The sequence below is a fragment of the Streptomyces sp. NPDC005266 genome (genome assembly GCF_040607655.1).
Lineage (GTDB): Bacteria > Actinomycetota > Actinomycetes > Streptomycetales > Streptomycetaceae > Streptomyces.
Map to the genome: position 1 here is coordinate 389,956 of NZ_JBEXHC010000006.1, position 16,181 is coordinate 406,136.

21 protein-coding genes, 1 tRNA gene and 2 pseudogenes are annotated in these 16,181 nt (G+C 67.3%); 10 read left to right on the top strand and 14 right to left on the bottom strand.

Features of this window, described 5'->3' with window-relative positions; translation table 11 throughout:
- Positions 1-12: 12 nt before the first annotated feature.
- Positions 13-1,098, bottom strand: a complete 1,086-nt coding sequence (locus ABZU99_RS15390; protein WP_356043291.1) for a DUF5937 family protein — start codon at positions 1,096-1,098, stop codon at positions 13-15.
- Positions 1,099-1,197: 99 nt separating this feature from the next.
- On the opposite strand from ABZU99_RS15390, the gene ABZU99_RS15395 reads away from it, so the two are divergent.
- The gene (locus ABZU99_RS15395; RefSeq protein WP_356043293.1) at positions 1,198-2,415 is read left to right on the top strand and encodes an MFS transporter; all 1,218 of its coding nucleotides are present in this window, start codon (positions 1,198-1,200) and stop codon (positions 2,413-2,415) included.
- Between the two features lie 35 nt (positions 2,416-2,450).
- Here ABZU99_RS15395 and ABZU99_RS15400 read toward each other — a convergent pair.
- Positions 2,451-2,723, bottom strand: a pseudogene (locus ABZU99_RS15400) (site-specific integrase); the annotation flags it as partial.
- Positions 2,724-3,306: 583 nt separating this feature from the next.
- Between ABZU99_RS15400 and ABZU99_RS15405 the strand changes: the two are divergent.
- The 5 genes from ABZU99_RS15405 (at position 3,307) to ABZU99_RS15425 (ending at position 6,428) form a co-directional block, all read left to right on the top strand.
- Positions 3,307-4,515: a helix-turn-helix transcriptional regulator gene (locus ABZU99_RS15405; protein WP_356043296.1), complete on the top strand. Its 1,209-nt coding sequence runs from the start codon at positions 3,307-3,309 to the stop codon at positions 4,513-4,515.
- A gap of 164 nt (positions 4,516-4,679) precedes the next feature.
- Positions 4,680-5,201, top strand: coding sequence for a hypothetical protein (locus ABZU99_RS15410; protein WP_356043299.1), 522 nt, complete (start codon positions 4,680-4,682; stop codon positions 5,199-5,201).
- Complete coding sequence (locus tag ABZU99_RS15415) at positions 5,201-5,380, top strand: hypothetical protein (protein WP_356043302.1); 180 nt, start codon at positions 5,201-5,203, stop codon at positions 5,378-5,380. Before ABZU99_RS15410 ends, ABZU99_RS15415 begins: the two co-directional genes overlap by 1 nt.
- Before the next feature lie 399 nt (positions 5,381-5,779).
- Positions 5,780-6,241 carry a hypothetical protein gene (locus tag ABZU99_RS15420; protein ID WP_356043304.1) on the top strand — a complete coding sequence of 154 codons (462 nt, stop codon included), beginning with the start codon at positions 5,780-5,782 and terminating at the stop codon, positions 6,239-6,241.
- 40 nt (positions 6,242-6,281) lie between these two features.
- Positions 6,282-6,428 carry a hypothetical protein gene (locus ABZU99_RS15425; RefSeq protein ID WP_356043307.1) on the top strand — a complete coding sequence of 49 codons (147 nt, stop codon included), beginning with the start codon at positions 6,282-6,284 and terminating at the stop codon, positions 6,426-6,428.
- 145 nt (positions 6,429-6,573) lie between these two features.
- Here the strand turns inward: ABZU99_RS15425 and ABZU99_RS15430 are convergent, their stop codons facing one another.
- Positions 6,574-6,795, bottom strand: a complete 222-nt coding sequence (locus tag ABZU99_RS15430; protein ID WP_356043310.1) for a helix-turn-helix transcriptional regulator — start codon at positions 6,793-6,795, stop codon at positions 6,574-6,576.
- A gap of 480 nt (positions 6,796-7,275) precedes the next feature.
- On the opposite strand from ABZU99_RS15430, the gene ABZU99_RS15435 reads away from it, so the two are divergent.
- A complete protein-coding gene (locus ABZU99_RS15435) occupies positions 7,276-7,911 on the top strand; it encodes a hypothetical protein (protein WP_356043313.1) in 636 nt (211 codons plus the stop codon).
- 277 nt (positions 7,912-8,188) lie between these two features.
- Here the strand turns inward: ABZU99_RS15435 and ABZU99_RS15440 are convergent, their stop codons facing one another.
- The 9 genes from ABZU99_RS15440 to ABZU99_RS15480 all read right to left on the bottom strand — a co-directional run bounded on the left by ABZU99_RS15440 (position 8,189) and on the right by ABZU99_RS15480 (position 13,361).
- Positions 8,189-8,551 (bottom strand): UDP-N-acetylmuramoylalanyl-D-glutamate--2,6-diaminopimelate ligase, encoded by a 363-nt coding sequence (locus ABZU99_RS15440; RefSeq protein ID WP_356043315.1) that lies wholly within the window; start codon positions 8,549-8,551, stop codon positions 8,189-8,191.
- Positions 8,551-9,075, bottom strand: coding sequence for a C39 family peptidase (locus ABZU99_RS15445; RefSeq protein ID WP_356043318.1), 525 nt, complete (start codon positions 9,073-9,075; stop codon positions 8,551-8,553). The genes ABZU99_RS15440 and ABZU99_RS15445 overlap by 1 nt, the downstream gene beginning before the upstream one ends.
- A gap of 36 nt (positions 9,076-9,111) precedes the next feature.
- Positions 9,112-10,203 carry an ATP-grasp domain-containing protein gene (locus ABZU99_RS15450; RefSeq protein ID WP_356043321.1) on the bottom strand — a complete coding sequence of 364 codons (1,092 nt, stop codon included), beginning with the start codon at positions 10,201-10,203 and terminating at the stop codon, positions 9,112-9,114.
- Positions 10,200-11,000, bottom strand: a complete 801-nt coding sequence (gene dapF, locus ABZU99_RS15455; protein WP_356043323.1) for a diaminopimelate epimerase — start codon at positions 10,998-11,000, stop codon at positions 10,200-10,202. Before dapF ends, ABZU99_RS15450 begins: the two co-directional genes overlap by 4 nt.
- Before the next feature lie 58 nt (positions 11,001-11,058).
- Complete coding sequence (locus tag ABZU99_RS15460; RefSeq protein ID WP_356043326.1) at positions 11,059-11,247, bottom strand: hypothetical protein; 189 nt, start codon at positions 11,245-11,247, stop codon at positions 11,059-11,061.
- A gap of 44 nt (positions 11,248-11,291) precedes the next feature.
- Positions 11,292-11,678 (bottom strand): hypothetical protein, encoded by a 387-nt coding sequence (locus tag ABZU99_RS15465; RefSeq protein WP_356043328.1) that lies wholly within the window; start codon positions 11,676-11,678, stop codon positions 11,292-11,294.
- 95 nt (positions 11,679-11,773) lie between these two features.
- Positions 11,774-12,616, bottom strand: coding sequence for a helix-turn-helix transcriptional regulator (locus ABZU99_RS15470; protein ID WP_356043331.1), 843 nt, complete (start codon positions 12,614-12,616; stop codon positions 11,774-11,776).
- A 24-nt stretch (positions 12,617-12,640) separates the two neighbouring features.
- Positions 12,641-13,153, bottom strand: coding sequence for a DUF6879 family protein (locus ABZU99_RS15475; RefSeq protein ID WP_356043334.1), 513 nt, complete (start codon positions 13,151-13,153; stop codon positions 12,641-12,643).
- The gene (locus tag ABZU99_RS15480; protein ID WP_355944909.1) at positions 13,131-13,361 is read right to left on the bottom strand and encodes a hypothetical protein; all 231 of its coding nucleotides are present in this window, start codon (positions 13,359-13,361) and stop codon (positions 13,131-13,133) included. Before ABZU99_RS15480 ends, ABZU99_RS15475 begins: the two co-directional genes overlap by 23 nt.
- A 195-nt stretch (positions 13,362-13,556) precedes the next feature.
- Between ABZU99_RS15480 and ABZU99_RS15485 the strand changes: the two are divergent.
- A pseudogene (locus ABZU99_RS15485) lies at positions 13,557-13,655 on the top strand (SUMF1/EgtB/PvdO family nonheme iron enzyme); the annotation flags it as partial.
- A 48-nt stretch (positions 13,656-13,703) separates the two neighbouring features.
- Here the strand turns inward: ABZU99_RS15485 and ABZU99_RS15490 are convergent.
- Positions 13,704-14,192, bottom strand: coding sequence for a hypothetical protein (locus tag ABZU99_RS15490; RefSeq protein ID WP_356043337.1), 489 nt, complete (start codon positions 14,190-14,192; stop codon positions 13,704-13,706).
- Between ABZU99_RS15490 and ABZU99_RS15495 the strand changes: the two genes are divergently transcribed.
- Entirely contained in the window at positions 14,103-14,375 is a 273-nt protein-coding gene (locus ABZU99_RS15495) for a tyrosine-type recombinase/integrase (protein ID WP_356043384.1), read from the top strand. The two genes, ABZU99_RS15490 and ABZU99_RS15495, sit on opposite strands and share 90 nt — an antisense overlap.
- Positions 14,376-14,527: 152 nt before the next feature.
- Here the strand turns inward: ABZU99_RS15495 and ABZU99_RS15500 are convergent.
- Positions 14,528-14,603, bottom strand: a tRNA-Arg gene (locus tag ABZU99_RS15500).
- Positions 14,604-15,318: 715 nt separating this feature from the next.
- Between ABZU99_RS15500 and ABZU99_RS15505 the strand changes: the two genes are divergently transcribed.
- On the top strand, positions 15,319-16,158 hold the full coding sequence (locus ABZU99_RS15505; protein ID WP_355944901.1) for a hypothetical protein: 840 nt from the start codon (positions 15,319-15,321) through the stop codon (positions 16,156-16,158).
- Positions 16,159-16,181 lie beyond the last annotated feature (23 nt).

Sequence of the window (16,181 nt, forward strand, 5' to 3'; positions counted from 1 at the left end):
GACCGAAGCTGCTCAGCGCAGTACGGCCGCCAGCAGGTCGCCCCCCAGTGCCGTCAGATCGGGAAGATTAAGGGCGTAATGGACATAACGACCCTGCCGCCGGGCCGTGAGCAGGCCCGCGCGGCGCAGGACGGCGAGGTGGCGGGAAACTTCCGGGGGTGAAAGTTCCCAGGCGTGGGCCAGCTCACCGGTGGTGTGCGGGCCGCGGGCCAGGGTGCGCAGCAGCCGCAGCCGTACCGGATGCGCGAGTGCCTCCAGCCGTAACGTGACCGTTTCCAGCGATACCGGCTCCGATGGACTCGCCTCGGCCACGGGGTACTGCACCACCGGCTGCCACCCGGGCGCGTGGACCACCACCAGGTGCGGGCGGCCGAAGACGCTGGGGAGGAAGGTGACCCCGGTACCGTGGGCGGCGGTCGCATTGTCCTGCAGCTGGTCCACGATGATGCAGTTGCTGTCCGGCTCCAGGGTGACGGCGCTGGAGACCGATGCGAGTGCCGCCCCGATGCCCTGGCGCTTCAGCAGGTCGTTCTTCAGGCGCAGGTCGGTGGCGAGTTGCACGGCGACGCCCGTCCAGGCGGCGTCGAAGAAGGCCTCGGCGCACTGTTCGAGGGTGTGACGCACCCGTGCCCGCACGACGGCCGGGTCCGCGAGCAGCCGTTCCGCGAAGGCCTCTTGGAGCGCGCCGCGGGCCTGGGCCAGGTCCAGGGCCCGCTCACGCGCCGTCGCGTCGGCGAGCGGCGACGGCGCGGCGAAGTGGCCCCGGTTGCTGCCGCACGTGGTGATGAGCGCGGCGGTCACATAGGTTTCATCGTCGATCCGGTCCACATCGTCCAGTTCCTCGGTGAGGGTCGGCCGGGGACGAGCGGGGACCAGGAAGTCGGCTCGTGAGGAACGCCAGAGGAACTCCGCCTCCCTGAGCCGCTCGGCCAGCTCCGGCCGCAGCCCAGCCCAGACGTCCCCGGCCCAGCCGGCGAGCTGCGGGTGATGCGCGGGTTCGGCCAGCACGTGCAGCATCGCGGTCAGCTCGGCCAGCGGGGAGGCAGCGAACCGGAGCCGCCCGGACGGCAGGCCGCCGATGTCGATCCTCAACGTCATCCCCTCATCATCGCTGGCCGGATGACCGACGACCACGTCGATTGACGATGTCCGTCAACCGGCATAGCCGGCCCGGCGGCCGAACGCACCATTGATGTCATGGCAACCACCACCAAGATCCAGCCGCGCGCCCTCGTCCGTGCCTCCGGAGGCCCCCGCTATGCCGTCGCTCTGGCCGTGGACGCGCTCGGCACCGGCTTGCTGCGGCCCTTTCTGCTGCTCTACGGGATAACGGTGCTCAGGCTGTCCGCGGCGGCCACCGGCATCGCCATGACGGCCGGCATCGTCGTGGGTCTGGTGTGCACGCCCGCGGTGGGTAGATGGCTGGACCGGGGCGCACGCAGCACGGTCGTGGCGGCGTCGATGTTGGTGCGGGTAGTGGGCGTGGTGCTGCTGCTGGTCGCCCCGGCGGGGCACGTCTGGCTGTTCGCGACGGCTGCGCTCTTCCTCGGCATCGGCAACCAGGCCTGGCCGGCCGCCCACGCGGCTCTCGTCGCCACGGTCGCCCACGGCCGGGAACGCGACGCCGCCCTCGCGGCAGGCCGCGCCCTGCGCAACGCCGGCCTTGGCGTCGGCGCGCTCATCGCCACCGCATGCCTGGCGGGCGGCACCACCGCGTTGCAGGCGCTGGCAGCCGTCACCGGGCTCGCCTATTTCGCTGCGGCAGTCTTGGCATGGTCGGTTCACGTGCACACGGATCCGGGCGCTGCTTCGGCCAAGGACAGGGCCGACGGGCCCGCACCTCGGATGCGCGTGCTGCTGGCCGCCAACGTGGTCTTCGTCTTCTGCCTCAACGTCCCCGAAATCGCGCTGCCTCTGGTCCTGGTGACACAGTTACACGCATCCCCCGTGTGGTCGGCAGCCATCTTTGTGGCGAACACTGTGCTGGTGGTCACCCTGCAGGTTCCGGTCACTGTCCTGATGTCCCGCTTCTCCCGGCGGACCGCGCTGGCTCTTGCCGGCGTGGTGCTCGCCGCGTCCTACCTCGGCTTCCTCGCGGCCACCTCACTGGGACACGGCTGGGGTGCCCCGGCCATCGCCGCGGTGTCCGTGGTCTGCACCATCGGCGAGATCATCTATACCGGCAGCGTAACCGCGCTCGTCACCGCCCTCGCCCCGGCCCATGTCCTGGGACGCGCCCTCGCCCGCTTCCAGCTCTCCTGGGGCTTCGGCCTCGCCGTCTCCCCGGCGGTCATCACCACTCTCGCCTCCCACGGCTCGGCTGCCCTATGGGGCAGCCTCGCCGCTGCGACGCTTCTGTCCGCCTTCGCCGTTGCCACCGAGAAGGATCAAGGAAAGCGGCTCAGCGGTTGCTGACGCCGGGCGCTTGACCGGGCAACGGCGCCGGCGAAGTCCAGATCCTCGATGTTGACTCCGAGGATTTCCTCCGCCCGACCGGCTGCCTCATACAGCATCCGCCACAGCGTCTTCTCCCGCAGGTGCGCCTCGCGCCGCGCGATCAGCCGGTCGATCGCCATCTTCGAGCGGGCCGGGGTCTCGGAGTCCGGCACAGCCAGCCGCTTCGCCCAGGCCGGGACCGTCGGCCCCGCGTAACCGCGCTCCCGGCACCAGCCGAGCCAGGACAGCACCCCCGCCCGGCGGGAGTTCCACGTGTTCACCGCCGCGGGCGGAGGTGCCGGTGCCGATCCCCGGACTGCGGGGATACCAGGGCGTCCCGGGGCAGCCCCCGGCCGGGACGGCAAGGACGGAAGCGCCGGTGCGCCGGGTACGGCCGGGGCGGACGGCCAATCCGGGGCGCCGGGCCGAAACGGCCAGCCGGGGGCGTCGGGCACACCGGGCCAGACGGGGCGCCGAGAGCAAAGGGGGAGAAGGGAGACCCCGGTGACCCGGGCCAGCAGGGCGAGCGGGGTGAGAAGGGCGACCCTGGCGAGCGTGGCCCGTCCGGTCCGCCCGGGGCGTCCTGCCCGGACGGGTATTGGTTGGAGGCGCCGAGCTGGGATCCGGATGCGCTGGTGTGCCGGCGAGATGGTGCGCCGGAGCCGGAGCCGTCGCCGTCCCCGCAGCCGCGGGCCACACTGGCGCCTGAGCGCCGCCGCCTCTGTGCGCCCCTTCCCTTTGGGTTGGAGGGGGCGGTCTTCGTCATGTCAAGGAAGCGCGACGGCCCCCACCGAAATGGGGGCCGATCACCCGTACCTGCGGAGCCGACCGCGGGTACCGTTCTGGTGTCTAGTCAGAACGGGAGCCCGTATGCCCGACAAGGACCGCGCGCACATCGGCGCGCGCATCGCCGAAGAACGCATCCGCGCCCACCTCACACAACGCGGCCTGGCCGACCGAGCCCACGTCTCCCTGAGCATCTTGTCGAAGGTCGAGAGCGGCAACCGGCCCGCCTCTCCTGCCCTCGTCGCCGCGTGCGCCCGCGCCTTGGGGATCGAGAGCAGCACGCTCATCGGCCAGCCCTATACCGAAGAACTACGCGTCGAGCGGTTCGAGGCACCCCTGGCCGCCATCCGCGCGAGCCTGGAGAACTGGGATATCGCCCTCGACGAGGCGGTGCCACCGCGATCTCTGGCTGAGATCAAGGCCGACGTCAATCACCTAGGCAGTCTGCGGCGCAGTGCCGCATATCTCGGTGTCGCGACGAAAGCCCCCGTCCTCATCGACGAGCTCGTGGAGGCATCGCATCGTTACGACGGGCCGGACCAGGAACGCGCGCACCGATACCTGGCCTACACCTACCGGTGTGTTCACGACGTGTCGCACAAGCTCGGCCACATAGACCTGGGGAACACCATCCTCGCTCGCATGTCCTACAGCGCCGAGCGCAGCGACGACCCGTACATGGTCATGCTTACCGCCTACCTCCGGGCACAGAGCTGCTTCAATACAGGGCGGCACGAGGTCGGTCTACGGCTGATGCGTCGGTCTTTGGACGAGGTTGAGGAGGCGGCATCCGCTGGCGAGGTGTCCGCGCTCTGTTTTCAGGGGAACCTTCGCCTGCGGTCCACCATGCTTGCGGCCCGCAGTCAGGACAGCGACCAGGCGGCCGCAGAGTGGGCAGAAGCGAAGGAGACCGCCGACCGGTTGGGGCGCGACACGCAGAACTACGTCCTGTCGTTTGGGCCCACCAACACCGCTATCCATCAGGTAGCCATGCATGTTGAACTCGGCAACTACGGGGCGGCTGTGCGGTCTGCCGGAGGCGTGCGCTTCTCACGGGAGTTCAACGAGACCTATCCCGATCGCGTCGGGCATCACTTCATTGACCTGAGCCGGGCTCAGTTCTGGACCGGTGACCGGTCCGGCGCTGAGGCGTCGCTGCACAAGGCGAGGAAGGCCGCCCCTCAGCAGGCACGATTCCATCCGCATGCTCGCGAGACGGTGCTGGCTCTGCGGCGTGCCGAGCGGCAGACGAGCGAGACGCTTTCCAACCTTGCGCACTGGATGGGGTTGTAGCGGCGCCAGTCAAGGAGGCGGGCTTTCACACTTTGTGAAACCGAGGTTCCGTCCTGATGGCCACTCTGTGACGGTCAACACACCGTCCGTACATGGAGCCGACCATGACGACCAGAGCCCTCCCGTGGACCCCACCGCCTGCCGTAGATGTCGAGGTGTTACCGGTGGGTAAATGGTGGGACGCCGTATCCGTGCCCCTCGTCATCGGGGACCGAGCCCTCGCCACGCTTGGTCGGGCATCCGGCGCCGTCATCCAGGACGAAACCCACAGCAAGATGTACTGGCTGATCGGCGTCGACGCCGCCCGCAGCTGGCACCTGCGCCAGGTCCGCGTCCTCACCGAGTTGGCCGACGAGACCACTCTCCTCGGGGTACCGCCCGCTCACTGGGGAGCCGAGCACCGGACCTACTGGCGGATCCCTCTCGGCCCCGACCGGTACCTGACCGACGCATGGCGACTGCACGACGCGCTGGATCAGGCGATCCTCGAACTCCTCGGCCCGGCACCGGACGGCCGTCAACTCTGCTACCGCTGCCAGCTGCCCACGGACGAGCCGATCCCGCTCGCGATGGAACACACCGGCAGCGTCGCGGGCGCGACCATCTACGTCTGCCCGAAGCACACCTCCGGCCACCCCCGCGCCCTCACCGCGGCGTCCCGGACCAAGCAGCAGGGGCGGACCTGATGGCGGGCCAGCAGACGACCCCCGCGGTCGACACCGAGGACGAGTGGCGCGCGGCCGTCGACCACGCCGCTGGCTGCCGCGACTGCAAGACGCCCGGCGCCGGGTGCGAGACCGGCGAGGCCCTGCTCGACACGTACAACACGGCCACGCGACGACAGCGACCAGGCAGCGCGACGTGAGCCGTCGACAGGCTCCCGCTGTGAGGGTCGCGCTGTAGGCCTTCCGCGCCACCCGCGCTGGACTTGTCCTCGCCGCGGTGGCCGCGCTGCTGGCGCTCACCTTCGTCTTGCGCATCGCGGGCGCCCCGACCCGATAGATCCCGGCACCGATCTATGAGGAGGATCGTGTCTCAGTCCAAGCCCAAGCCAAAGCCCGCGCCGCATTGCTCGTGCGGACGCCCCGGCTGCGGCATCTGCGCCAGGGGCTTCTAGACCGGGTGGGCCGCTGGGCTCCGGACCCCCGCCGGAGCGCCGACCCCAGCGGCCCGCCCTCCGCAGAAAAGCCTCGCCCCGGTCACGCGCTTGGACGGCCGACGACCGGGACGAGAACCGTGCACCACCCAACAGAGAGGCAGGCACATGACAGAACGTACGGCATTACTGGATGACACACAGCGACAAGGCGTCATCCAGACCGTCATAGACGCCAACCCTGACATGGCCGCCGAGATGGCGGGCCGCATCGTCGACGAGGCGGCCAAGTTCGTTCTCACCGCTGCGGAGTTCCCGCAGGCGGCACTGACACCGTCCAGGGTCGTCGATGAGGGATGGCACGCGCTCATCCTCCACACCCGCCTGTACAAGGCACTGTGCGCGCGGAGGGGCGGCTACGTCGAGCACACCCCGGGGTACGATCCGGAGAACTACGATCCGGCGATCCTCACGCGCACCCAGGCGATGATCCGCGAGGCGGGATTCACCCCCGACGAAGAGCTGTGGACGGCCCCGGATAAGCCCCTCGTCGCCGTGGCCGCGAAGTGCCAGCACTCGGACGATGGGGGCCCGATCGTCGTCCAGCCCAAACCCAAGCCCAAGGGCTGACGACCGGCGTAGGCTGCGGACCAGACGGAGGAGGGCACTGATGGAGTGGATCGACCCCAGGTACGCGGAGTTGGTGGCGGCCATGCGCCGGGCCCAGGCGGACGCCTCCGAGCAGGATCCGCCAGAGACCCGGCCGGTTCGGGGGTTCCTCGTTGCCGACGCTGACGCTGGCCCGCTGCCGCGCTGAGCAGCCTCGTCCGCGTGTCTCCATGGCGCGTGGGCGGGGCTCGGCACCAGGAGTTCCCTCGCTGTTCCGGTGCATGTAACACGTACCCGCTGGTAGACGCTGATCCCACTGGCATCTAGTTGGGCAGTGCACGGACCGGCAAGGCTCAAGGGTCACAGTCGTGGAACAGGCGGTACGACGGCACATCGAGGGCGCGTGCCAGACGGGCGATCTGGTCGATCGACGTCGGGTGCCGGCCGTTCTCGATCCGGCGGATGGTCTCGTTGTCGATCCCGGCCCGCGTGCCCAGCTGCATCTGTGTGAGTCCTCGCTCGCGGCGCAGGTCGCGCAGCCGGTGCCCAACAGCCCAGCGGTGTTGCTGATCCAAGGTGGAAGATCGTCGGGCACTCTCCTGCGCTCGGGTGCTCGTGCGTGGAAGTCCTTACCACCTGTGGCAAATCGCAGACCGAGCCCCGCGCACCCGCTCTCGGGGGCGCAGGGAGCTCACAGAAGCGGCGCGAGGGCGGCGTTCAGAAGGCCGCCCCCCTGCGCCGTTAGACGCAGCGGCCTTTGGCCAATGCGTCCCGCCCCGGGGTGAACGAGCCCCGGGGCGGTTACGTTTACGACGTACAGGCGCCCCCGCCGATAAACCTTGGGTTCTAGTGGTCGTCGCAACCGAATAAACGAGGGGCCCAGCGTAGATTAGGTTCTGATCCCCTGCATCAAAGGGTAACTCTGCGGTAAGTTGGGTAGATCAGTGTGCCACTCGGGGGCTGGCCGGTTGCACCCCCCGAGTGGGAACACCTCTCCCTAGGGCTACCCCGCTGAACCCGGAAGAGAAATCATGCGCTTTACGTATGCTCGGGTTGTGCCGGTCACTGTGTCTCTCGGGGCAGGTTTGTTACTCGGCCTAGTGGGCCCCGTTGCCGGGAAATGGGATAATCCCATTTGCGTCGCCGTGGGTATTGTTTTTTCTAGTGGTTGGCCGTGGGCCTGTTATGCATTCCTGGTGGGCTATTTTCGTCGATCGAAAATCGAGTCAGCGTTGCTGTCGTTTTTGGGGTTGGCTATCGGCGTAGTCACGTACTATCTCTTCAAGGACATGAACCCCACCGTTCCGGCCGGAACGGAGCTTACCGACTCTGTTCCTGCCGGACTGGAACCTGACACCTCCGGTGACGGGCAAATTCGAGTCTGGGGAATAGCGGCATTCGTTTTTGGTGCGCCTGTGGGACTCCTGGGGAACGTAGCGCGGACGCCCGGAATTGGTGGCCTGCTGTTCCGCCTGCTTGTTCCATTGATCGCCTTCTTCGAAGCCACTCAGCGATTGAGTACAGAGACGGACTCGCAGGGTCCAGTTTTCGCCATAACCTGGAACGTTGTTCGCGGCGCAGCATGCGTCATCGCCGTGGCTCTCATAGGACACACCGTGTGGAGCTGGCGCGTTCGGCGTAGTCGAGCCGACGAGCGAGCGGAAGTTGCCGCGCCTGTACGGCGTCTCTGACCCTCGTTCTGACGCTATTCACAGACGCTCGCGCCCTGTGCCCGGGCCGAAGACTGCCGTACAGGACCCCATCCGTCTCGACGACCTGCGGCACTTGCGGCTGGCCGCGGGGATTCGTCCCTCGACCGTCTCCGCCCCAACGCCCTCGTACGCGCGCACCCTGTACCGGCAGAGGGCTATTGTTCGTCGCGCACGAGAGGTAACCCACCCCAGCTCCCATCCCGTCTGCCGTCGACCCAGACATGCTCCCTCCAGGCGCTGGCAGTGCCGGATCTTCCTACAGCCCGGTGACGGGCTGGCCAGTGAGGGCTTGGGCGATCTGCCAGAGCTGGCCGCCGCGGGACGCCTTGACGAGCACAACGTCATCGGGGCGGAGGATGGATTCGAGGTAGGCGGCAGCGGTCTTGTTGTCGCGGACGAGGCCGATCTCGGGAACCCCCGCTGCGCCTGCTGCGAGGGCGAGCTGTTCGGCGAGGTCTCCGCCGACCGCCAAGACGAAGTCAACGCCGGCTTCTGCTGCGAAGCGCCCGATCTCGCGGTGGGCTTCAACGGCTTCGTCGCCCAGCTCCAGCATCTCTCCGAGTACGGCGATCCTTCGGCCGCCTGCGGCCTCGGTCGTCTCGCCGTCTGTCTCGGTCATCAAGAGTCTCCGTTGTGAATCAGGGGCGCGAAGGTGATCGCGCGGCCGGTGTAGGAAGGGGACAAGCGGCTGAGAGGGACGCGATCGTGCGTCTGGCCCCAGGAAGACGGATCCCGGAAGAGGATCGTCGGGTCGGGGCCGTCCTCGTAGCCGCGGAGGATGACGAGATGACCGCCTGAACGGCCGTCGTCGGGGAACTGCTCGGTCACCGACACGATGAGCGGGGCGTCATCGAGGCGGCCGAGCAGTTCTTCAACGGGCACGGGCTCTGCGAGAGCGGGCACTCCCAGGTCGGTCGCAAGGCTCGCGATCCCTGCGTGTAGTGCCCCACGCGGGGTCAGAACCTCATGCTTAACCGCGAGTTTCAGGAGTTCCGTCACCGTGGGCGCGACGTGCCCGTAGGCGAGCAGGATCATCCTCAGCGATGCCAGGCCGCACGCCCGGTTGGACCATTCGGTCCTGTCTCCCAGTGCCCAGCCCCCGTGGAGATCCCACTCGGTGGGGGCGATGAGCTGTCGGCACATGGGGACATCGTGGACGCGCGGCACAGCGGCAAGCTCCTACGGGGAGACGGCAGCCTCCCGCGTCGGTGTGGCGCTGGAGAACGCGGGAGCGGGCAGGGGCACATCGTATGGCGGGCGAGCCAGGGCCTCGTGCAGCATCGCCAAGACGACATCCGTGTGTGTGAGCCCGACCATCGCCGCCCCTACCGCGAAGTTGCTGTCACGGGACATGCCCGGCGTGCTGTTGACTTCCAGCACGTACGGCTCGCCGTCCTCGGTGAGGATCAAGTCGATACGAGCTGAACCGCGCAGACCGACCCCGTCCCACAGGGTCCGTACGTCCCTGGTGATCCTGTCCAGCACGTCGGGCGCCAGCTCGGCGGCGCGCACATTTACGGTGCCCCTGGAGTCCACGTCGATCTTCGTGTCGGCGTCGTAGAACTCGGCTTCGTTGGCTTCGGTGGCCAGTGGCGGGAAGACGATGACGGAGCCGCCCGGAAGCTCCAGCAACCCCACGGTCAGCGGCGTGCCGCTCACGTAGTCCTCTACGAGCACGGCCGCACCCTCGTCGACGGCAGCGTCTGCCAGAGCTGCGGGTAGCTCGGCCCGGCTGCGTACGAGGCTCATGCCCACGCTGGACCCACCGAAGGGCGGCTTGACCATCACGGGGCGGCCCTTCCAGGTGACCGGGCCACCGGTCCAGATATGCCAGCCAGGCGTGGGTACGCCGAGGGTCAGCATCACCCGCTTGCACAGGATCTTGTCGGCGGCCACCGCGGATGCCCCGACCCCGCTGCCGCAGTAGGGCACGCGAAGGTAGTCGAGCAGGCCCTGCAACCGGCCGTCCTCCCCATACGGCCCGTGGAGGTTGGAGAGGACCACGTCGTACCCGACCAGATCCATGATGAAGTCCGGTTCGCACGGGTCCAGCACCTTCCAGCGGGCGCCGATCTCCTCCAGCGCCCCGGCCAGGGCGGTGACGGATCGCTGTTCGACGGGGCACTTCGCGTGGTAGAGCCGGTCCTCGGCGGACACGGGCCCGTAGATCAGGGCGACACCGAGGCCCTGACGGCTCCGTCCCCACTCGCGAAGGTCCTCGGCGGCCTTCCGCACCGCGCGATCCGAGCTGGGGCTGAGGAAGAGAGTCATGCGAGTACCCCTTCGAAGGTGTTGGTGACCGGGCCGCCGACCCACTGCGTTCGGTCCGGCCGGGCGTTGTGCGGCCGGACCGTGAGCGGCTCCCCGGCGCGGTTGTGAACGGTGACGGCGCCTCGTGCGACGAGCCCGCGCATGGTCGCGACGACGACGGCCGCCACGGCCCCGCTTCCGCACGACAGGGTTTCCGCCTCGACGCCGCGTTCGTAGGTGCGGATCTTCAGCGCCTGCTGGCCGGCGGATTGAACGAAGTTGACATTCGTGCCCAGCGGGGCCAGATCGGGATGGTGACGGATGATGCGACCGACCACCACCGCGTCGATCGCGTCCACGTTGCCCACGATGGCTACGACGTGCTCTGTGCCGGTGTGGGCGCTGTCGAACCAGGTCGGTCTGCCTTTGATGACCGTTTGTAAGCGCCGGGGGAGGATTTCGCTCACCTCGACCGTGACCCACACGGAGTCGTCGGACACGACCGCCTCGTGCACTACTCCGGCCATGCGGAGACCCATCTGCTGGAAGCCGTGATCGCGGCGAGCGGCCCAGGCGGAGCATCGCAGGGCATTGCCACACATCGTTGCGATCGACCCGTCCGCGTTGAAGCAGGCGACGTCGAGGACGACGGGATCCTCGCTGACCAATCGGCTGAGGACCAGTCCGTCCGCGCCTACGCCGGTACGTCTGGCGCACAGGCGCTCGGCCTCCTTGGGCCAGTCCTTTTCGTCGTCCGGTTCGTGGCCGGAGAGCAGGACGAAGTCGTTTCCCGCTCCGTGGATCTTGCGAAAGCGCATGACAGTGCTCCTCGCGTGATGAGGTGAGAAGGAGTTGCGGTGCCCGAGCGGGCCGTGATCAGCGGTGTTGGAGGGGCCGGTAGGTGGTCAGGGCCTCTCGCATGATCAACGGGGCGCGTCCGGCGATGTGCAGAACGCGGTGGGTCGGAGTGCCGGCGGACCTCATGTCCAGGACCCGCTGGTACTGGCCGTTGAGGAGGATGAAGTCGCCTATGCGGACATCGGACGGCGGCCTCGTGGCCCCCACCGTGCCGACAGGCGGAGAGGGCGTGGAGGGCTGCTCCCGGGTTCTCACGGCGCATTCAGCCCGTTCCGCTCGGAGTAGATCCACAGCAGCCGTCGCGTCAGAAGGGCGATATCGCGGAGGTATACGAAAGTCCCGAATGTGGGCGTTTCGACGGCCGGTCGATTCGTGAGGTCGATCAGTCTGGTCCCCTCGCGGATCAGCTCGCGCACCTCGCCGTCGTCTTCGGCGCCCAAGTCCTCACCGAGCAGACGGTTCCAATCGTTTGCCATCTTCGGCAAGTGCCTGGCCATTGCCGCGCGAGTCGTGGTGCCCATCCGCAAACGGAGAACGATATCCGTTTGCCAGGAGATCGCCGCCACGTCGATGAGGGAGAAATCGACCTCAGTGTCCTTGGCCGCCCCCAACGCCTTGCACGTACTTGCCACAGCCATCACTGACCCTTCCCGAGCACGCTTTCAGCCGTGTCAATAAAGCTAGGAAGGGGCAGGGGTAGGGCTCCACGAGTGTGCCCGAACTTGCCAGACGTTCACCCTAGAGATTCGATGGCAGCCGTGATGAGTTCACGCGCGGCGGGACCGTAGACGGCAAGTTCGGCCAGCTCGCTGAACGTCCTGGCATACATGGCAAGCTCGTTCTTCTGGACGACGGTGAGATGAGCTGAGATCAGTTCGACGTTCACGAGCTCGTCGTCGTACAGGAAGAATCCCTCAACGGGCCACAGGCCGCAGCGGTCAGCGTCCTGGGGGATGATTCCGATGCTCACCGACGGGAGGGCCATGACGCTGAGGAGATAACCGAGCTGGCCCGCCATCACCTCCGTGCCGCCGATGCGGTACCGCAGGACGCTCTCTTCGAGGATGATGGCGAACTTACGCTTCCCGTAGACGACCTGTTGCTTCTCCACGCGCACCTTCACGGCCGCCGGTACGTCGTCGATGCCTCGGCGGTCACGAATAGATGTCAGAAGTGCGGTGATGTACGAGGCCGTCTGCACGGGGCCGGGTATGAGCCAGGGCGAGTAGATGCGAAAGCGTTCGGTGCGCTCCCAGAGAGGAACCACGGACTCCTGTGCCCACTTGAGTCCATGGCGTTCCATCTTGCGCCACTCGACATACATGCCTTCAATTCCGCGGGCTGTGGAGATGAGATCCTCGGTCTCATTCTCGGCGCCGCACGCGGAGCACCAATCGCGAAGGTCACGCTCCGAGGGGGCGCGAGTACCGCTCTCGAAGCGCGAAGCCTTCGACTCATGCCAACCCAGGCACTGGGCCAGCGCTCGCTTGGTGAGTCCGGCCGCCTGCCGGATCTCGGCCAGGCGTTGGCCGAGCGCCTTGCGGGCTTCCTGGACGCTTGAAGATGGCGATGTCATGTCAGTGTGATGCTGTTCGGACTGTCAGGCCAACTCGAATGCTGCGTGCGGCGTTGCCCGCTTCCATACAGCCTCGAAGGCCGACTCACACAGCTTCGCCGCCCCCGGATCCTCCGTGAGCTCGGCCTCCATGTTCTCGCCCTCGCCGTCGAAGTGGTTGACGAGTAGGAGGCTGGAGTCGAACAACCAGAAGTCGTTGCCCGGAAGTGCGATGTCGGTCGCGTTGCGCCGCGAGAGCCAGCGCACGCTTTCGCCGGCAGCGATGTTCAGCCCGTCAGTCACGTCGTACTCGAAGCGGATGTACTCGCTGGCCGGTATCGACACGACGCGGGCGCGCCGAACCTCGACACCTCGCGAGGTCGCCTCCGTGACGATGGCGTGCCAATCGGCCCAGCGCGCGGCCGGATCGAGGACCACGCCGGCTTTCCAGTCGATGAAGGCCGGGTCCGATTTCATGTAGGCGTCACGCATCTCCAGGTGGACCGCAGTCCTCTGGCAGTCGCGGAACAGCTCCTCAAACGTCGGCGTCCTCGTCACCCTTCTTCACCTCCTGGAAGAACTGCACCATGCGCCGGGGGATCTCTACCACCGTCTCATGTTCGGGGACGTCCATCTGCCCGAGCCGCTCGTCGTCCTCTACCTTCCACCCCTGCACGACGTAGGTGTCCTTCTCGTCGTCGAGGTAGACGGTGGGGGAGCTGCCGCTGGGGCTCTCCGGGTCCTTACCGAGCTTGATCAGGGCCATGATGACCTCCTCGGGTGCCGGTAACGATCTCTGTGCCAGAGCTTGCCCATGACTCGGCTGCTGAGCCAGGAACTTGCCAGAACTTGCCAGGATTTTCGGGCGGCGAACCTGATCGGAAACCTCGTCGATGGCGCGCAGACGCATGGACGCGGTCCACCTCGGGCGGACCGTACCCGGACAGCCTCTTGGGTCACCCCGGATGTTTGGGTGACCTGGCGTGATGCCGCAACGTACGCCGTCTGGTGCGGCAAGCTGCTACCGAACAGCGCGCGATGGGAGAAGGCCGCCCGTGGCCTGCTGGGGTATGAAGCGGGCTTGATCCTCGGCGTTGCCAACGCGCCCCTACTGTACGAGGCGTAGGACAGGGCGTTGTTCTTGGACGCCCAATAGGTCGCGCACGCGTTTGGTCGTCCAGGCCAGCTCATGTGCAAGTTTGGCTGCTGACAGGTCCGTTTCCTTGCAAGCCAGTTCGAAGGCTTGCCTCAGCAGGGATGGCTGCTCGCCTGAGAAGTTGGACACGGCCTCAGGGGTGAAGCCGGGCTGGCCGTCCAGGGCCCTGAGACGCTGGTAAGTGCGGCTCGCGGTGGCATCGGAGATCAGCCCTAGCTCACGGCATCGGTAGACCAGCGAATGGATGGATACACCCCATACCCGTCGGAGCTCGGCCAGCTTCGCTAGATCCATCCCGCCAATGTCACGCGGCGGTTCATCGAGCTGTATGAGGAGATCGGCCTCCCGGCTATCCGGCTCCACGACCTCGGTCACGGTGCCGCGACGCTGGCCCACGCGGCCGGAACCGACCCGAAGGACATCCAGGAGATGCTCGGCCACTCCTCGATCACCATCACGGCCGACACATATACACGAGCCTGCTCCCCGAAGCGGACCTGGCGATCGCCGAGGCCGCAGCCCGGCCCGTCCCGCGCGCCCGCGCCACCTCCGAAAACACCGCCCCGGAGCGGAGCCCGAGTCCGACGACGCGCAGCATCCCGGCCCGGAGTCCGTGCCGGATGAGGCTGATCCGTTGGGAGAAATTCCGGAGATCAACTCTCCGTCCGCTCACGCATCGCTCACGCATCGCTCACGCAAACGGCCCCGGACGAGGAGTCCGAGGCCGAGTAGGAGCCCTCCCTGGGGAAGAAACCCCAGGTCAGAGCGGTAACGCGTGGTGCCCCCGGCAGGATTCGAACCTGCGACACCCGCTTTAGGAGAGCGGTGCTCTATCCCCTGAGCTACGGAGGCGGGGGCTTGTGGGAAACCTCGTCGAAAATTCAGTGACTGATCTTCGTCTTGGCTGGGCAAACCCGCAGTTCAGACGGTCCGCGTGCTGATCACCAAGGGGTCCTGGCAACAGGGCGCGGCGGAGATCCCGACTGACCCCTCACAGGGTAGCGGATGCGCTCGCTGCGATTCGCCCCCGCTGTTGTGACTCCCTTGGGAAGCCGGTTGATGTGCAGTTTCGCGTGGGATGAGCATTGTTGGTGAGGTGCCGACGGTGATGGGTTCTGCTGTGCGCGGCGGCGATTTGTCCGTTCTGCGGGGATGGGGACTTGCTTGTTTCGCTGCCTGGGTCGGGAGTCTCGCGCTGCGAGCTCGACATCGTCAGTGTTTTTGGCAAGCCCCCGCAAGCCGACGGCAAGCAGTACGGGAGAGTGACGCCATGGCAGGGCTGGGCTGAGTCCGTCTGGCGGGCAGTGAGTCGCGCACGAACCGAGCACCAAGAACTTCACCCCGCCAGATGCGCCCAATACGAGAGCAGGGTCGGTCAGTGGGCGGGAGGCGGCCGGATCGGTCACGGCGTCCTTTTCCGTCACGAGGCCGGGGCGCGGGGCAGAACGCCACTATGTGCAGGGAGCCGGCGCAGGGATGCATCGTGGCCGAGTGACAGGCGCGGAAGGGGTTGACCGCCTCGCGCAGTCAGGATGTTTTCAGGTAGCCGATGGCACGGTCGGGCCTCATGACGTATGAACTGTCTGAGACTCCCCAAGCCGCACCGGGCGGCACCACGCCCGCCCGGCACGGACATCGTCTGCGCTGGAACAAGGTGCCCGAGGTCACCGCCTACTTCTGGATCATCAAGGTGCTCTGCACCACGGTCGGCGAGACCGCTGCCGACCTGCTCAACGAGAAGGCAGGGCTGGGCCTGACCGGCGTGTCGGTGCTGATGAGCGTGCTGCTGGCGGCCGTGCTGGTCGTCCAGTTCCGTACGACCTCCTACCGCGCGGGCGTGTACTGGCTGGCCGTCGCCCTGATCAGCGTGGTCGGCACCCTGATCAGCGACAACCTCACCGACAACATGGGGGTCCCGCTGGAGACGAGCACCACGGTGTTCGCGCTCGTCCTCGCGGTGGTCTTCGTGGTCTGGTACCGGCGCGAGCGCACCCTGTCCATCCACTGCATCGACACCACCAGCCGCGAGTCGTTCTACTGGCTGGCGGTGCTGTTCACCTTCGCCCTCGGTACGGCGGCCGGCGACCTGGTCTCCGAGCGCATGAACCTCGGCTACTGGCTCTCCGCGGTCCTGTTCGCCCTTGCCATCGCGGCGGTGGCGGTAGCGCACTTCGCGCTGGGCCTGGACGCGGTATGGAGCTTCTGGATCGCCTACATTCTCACCCGCCCCCTCGGCGCCTCGATCGGCGACTACCTCTCCCAGCCGAACGCAGGTGGCGGTCTTGGCCTCGGCACCGTCGTCACCAGCGCGCTCTTCCTGGCGGTCATTCTCGGGCTGGTGGTGTACCTGATTGTCACCCGCAGGGACGTCGCCGAGCCGGAGAGCCCGGCACGTCAAGCGGCCTGACCAGCGCAAAAGGCGTTCAGGAT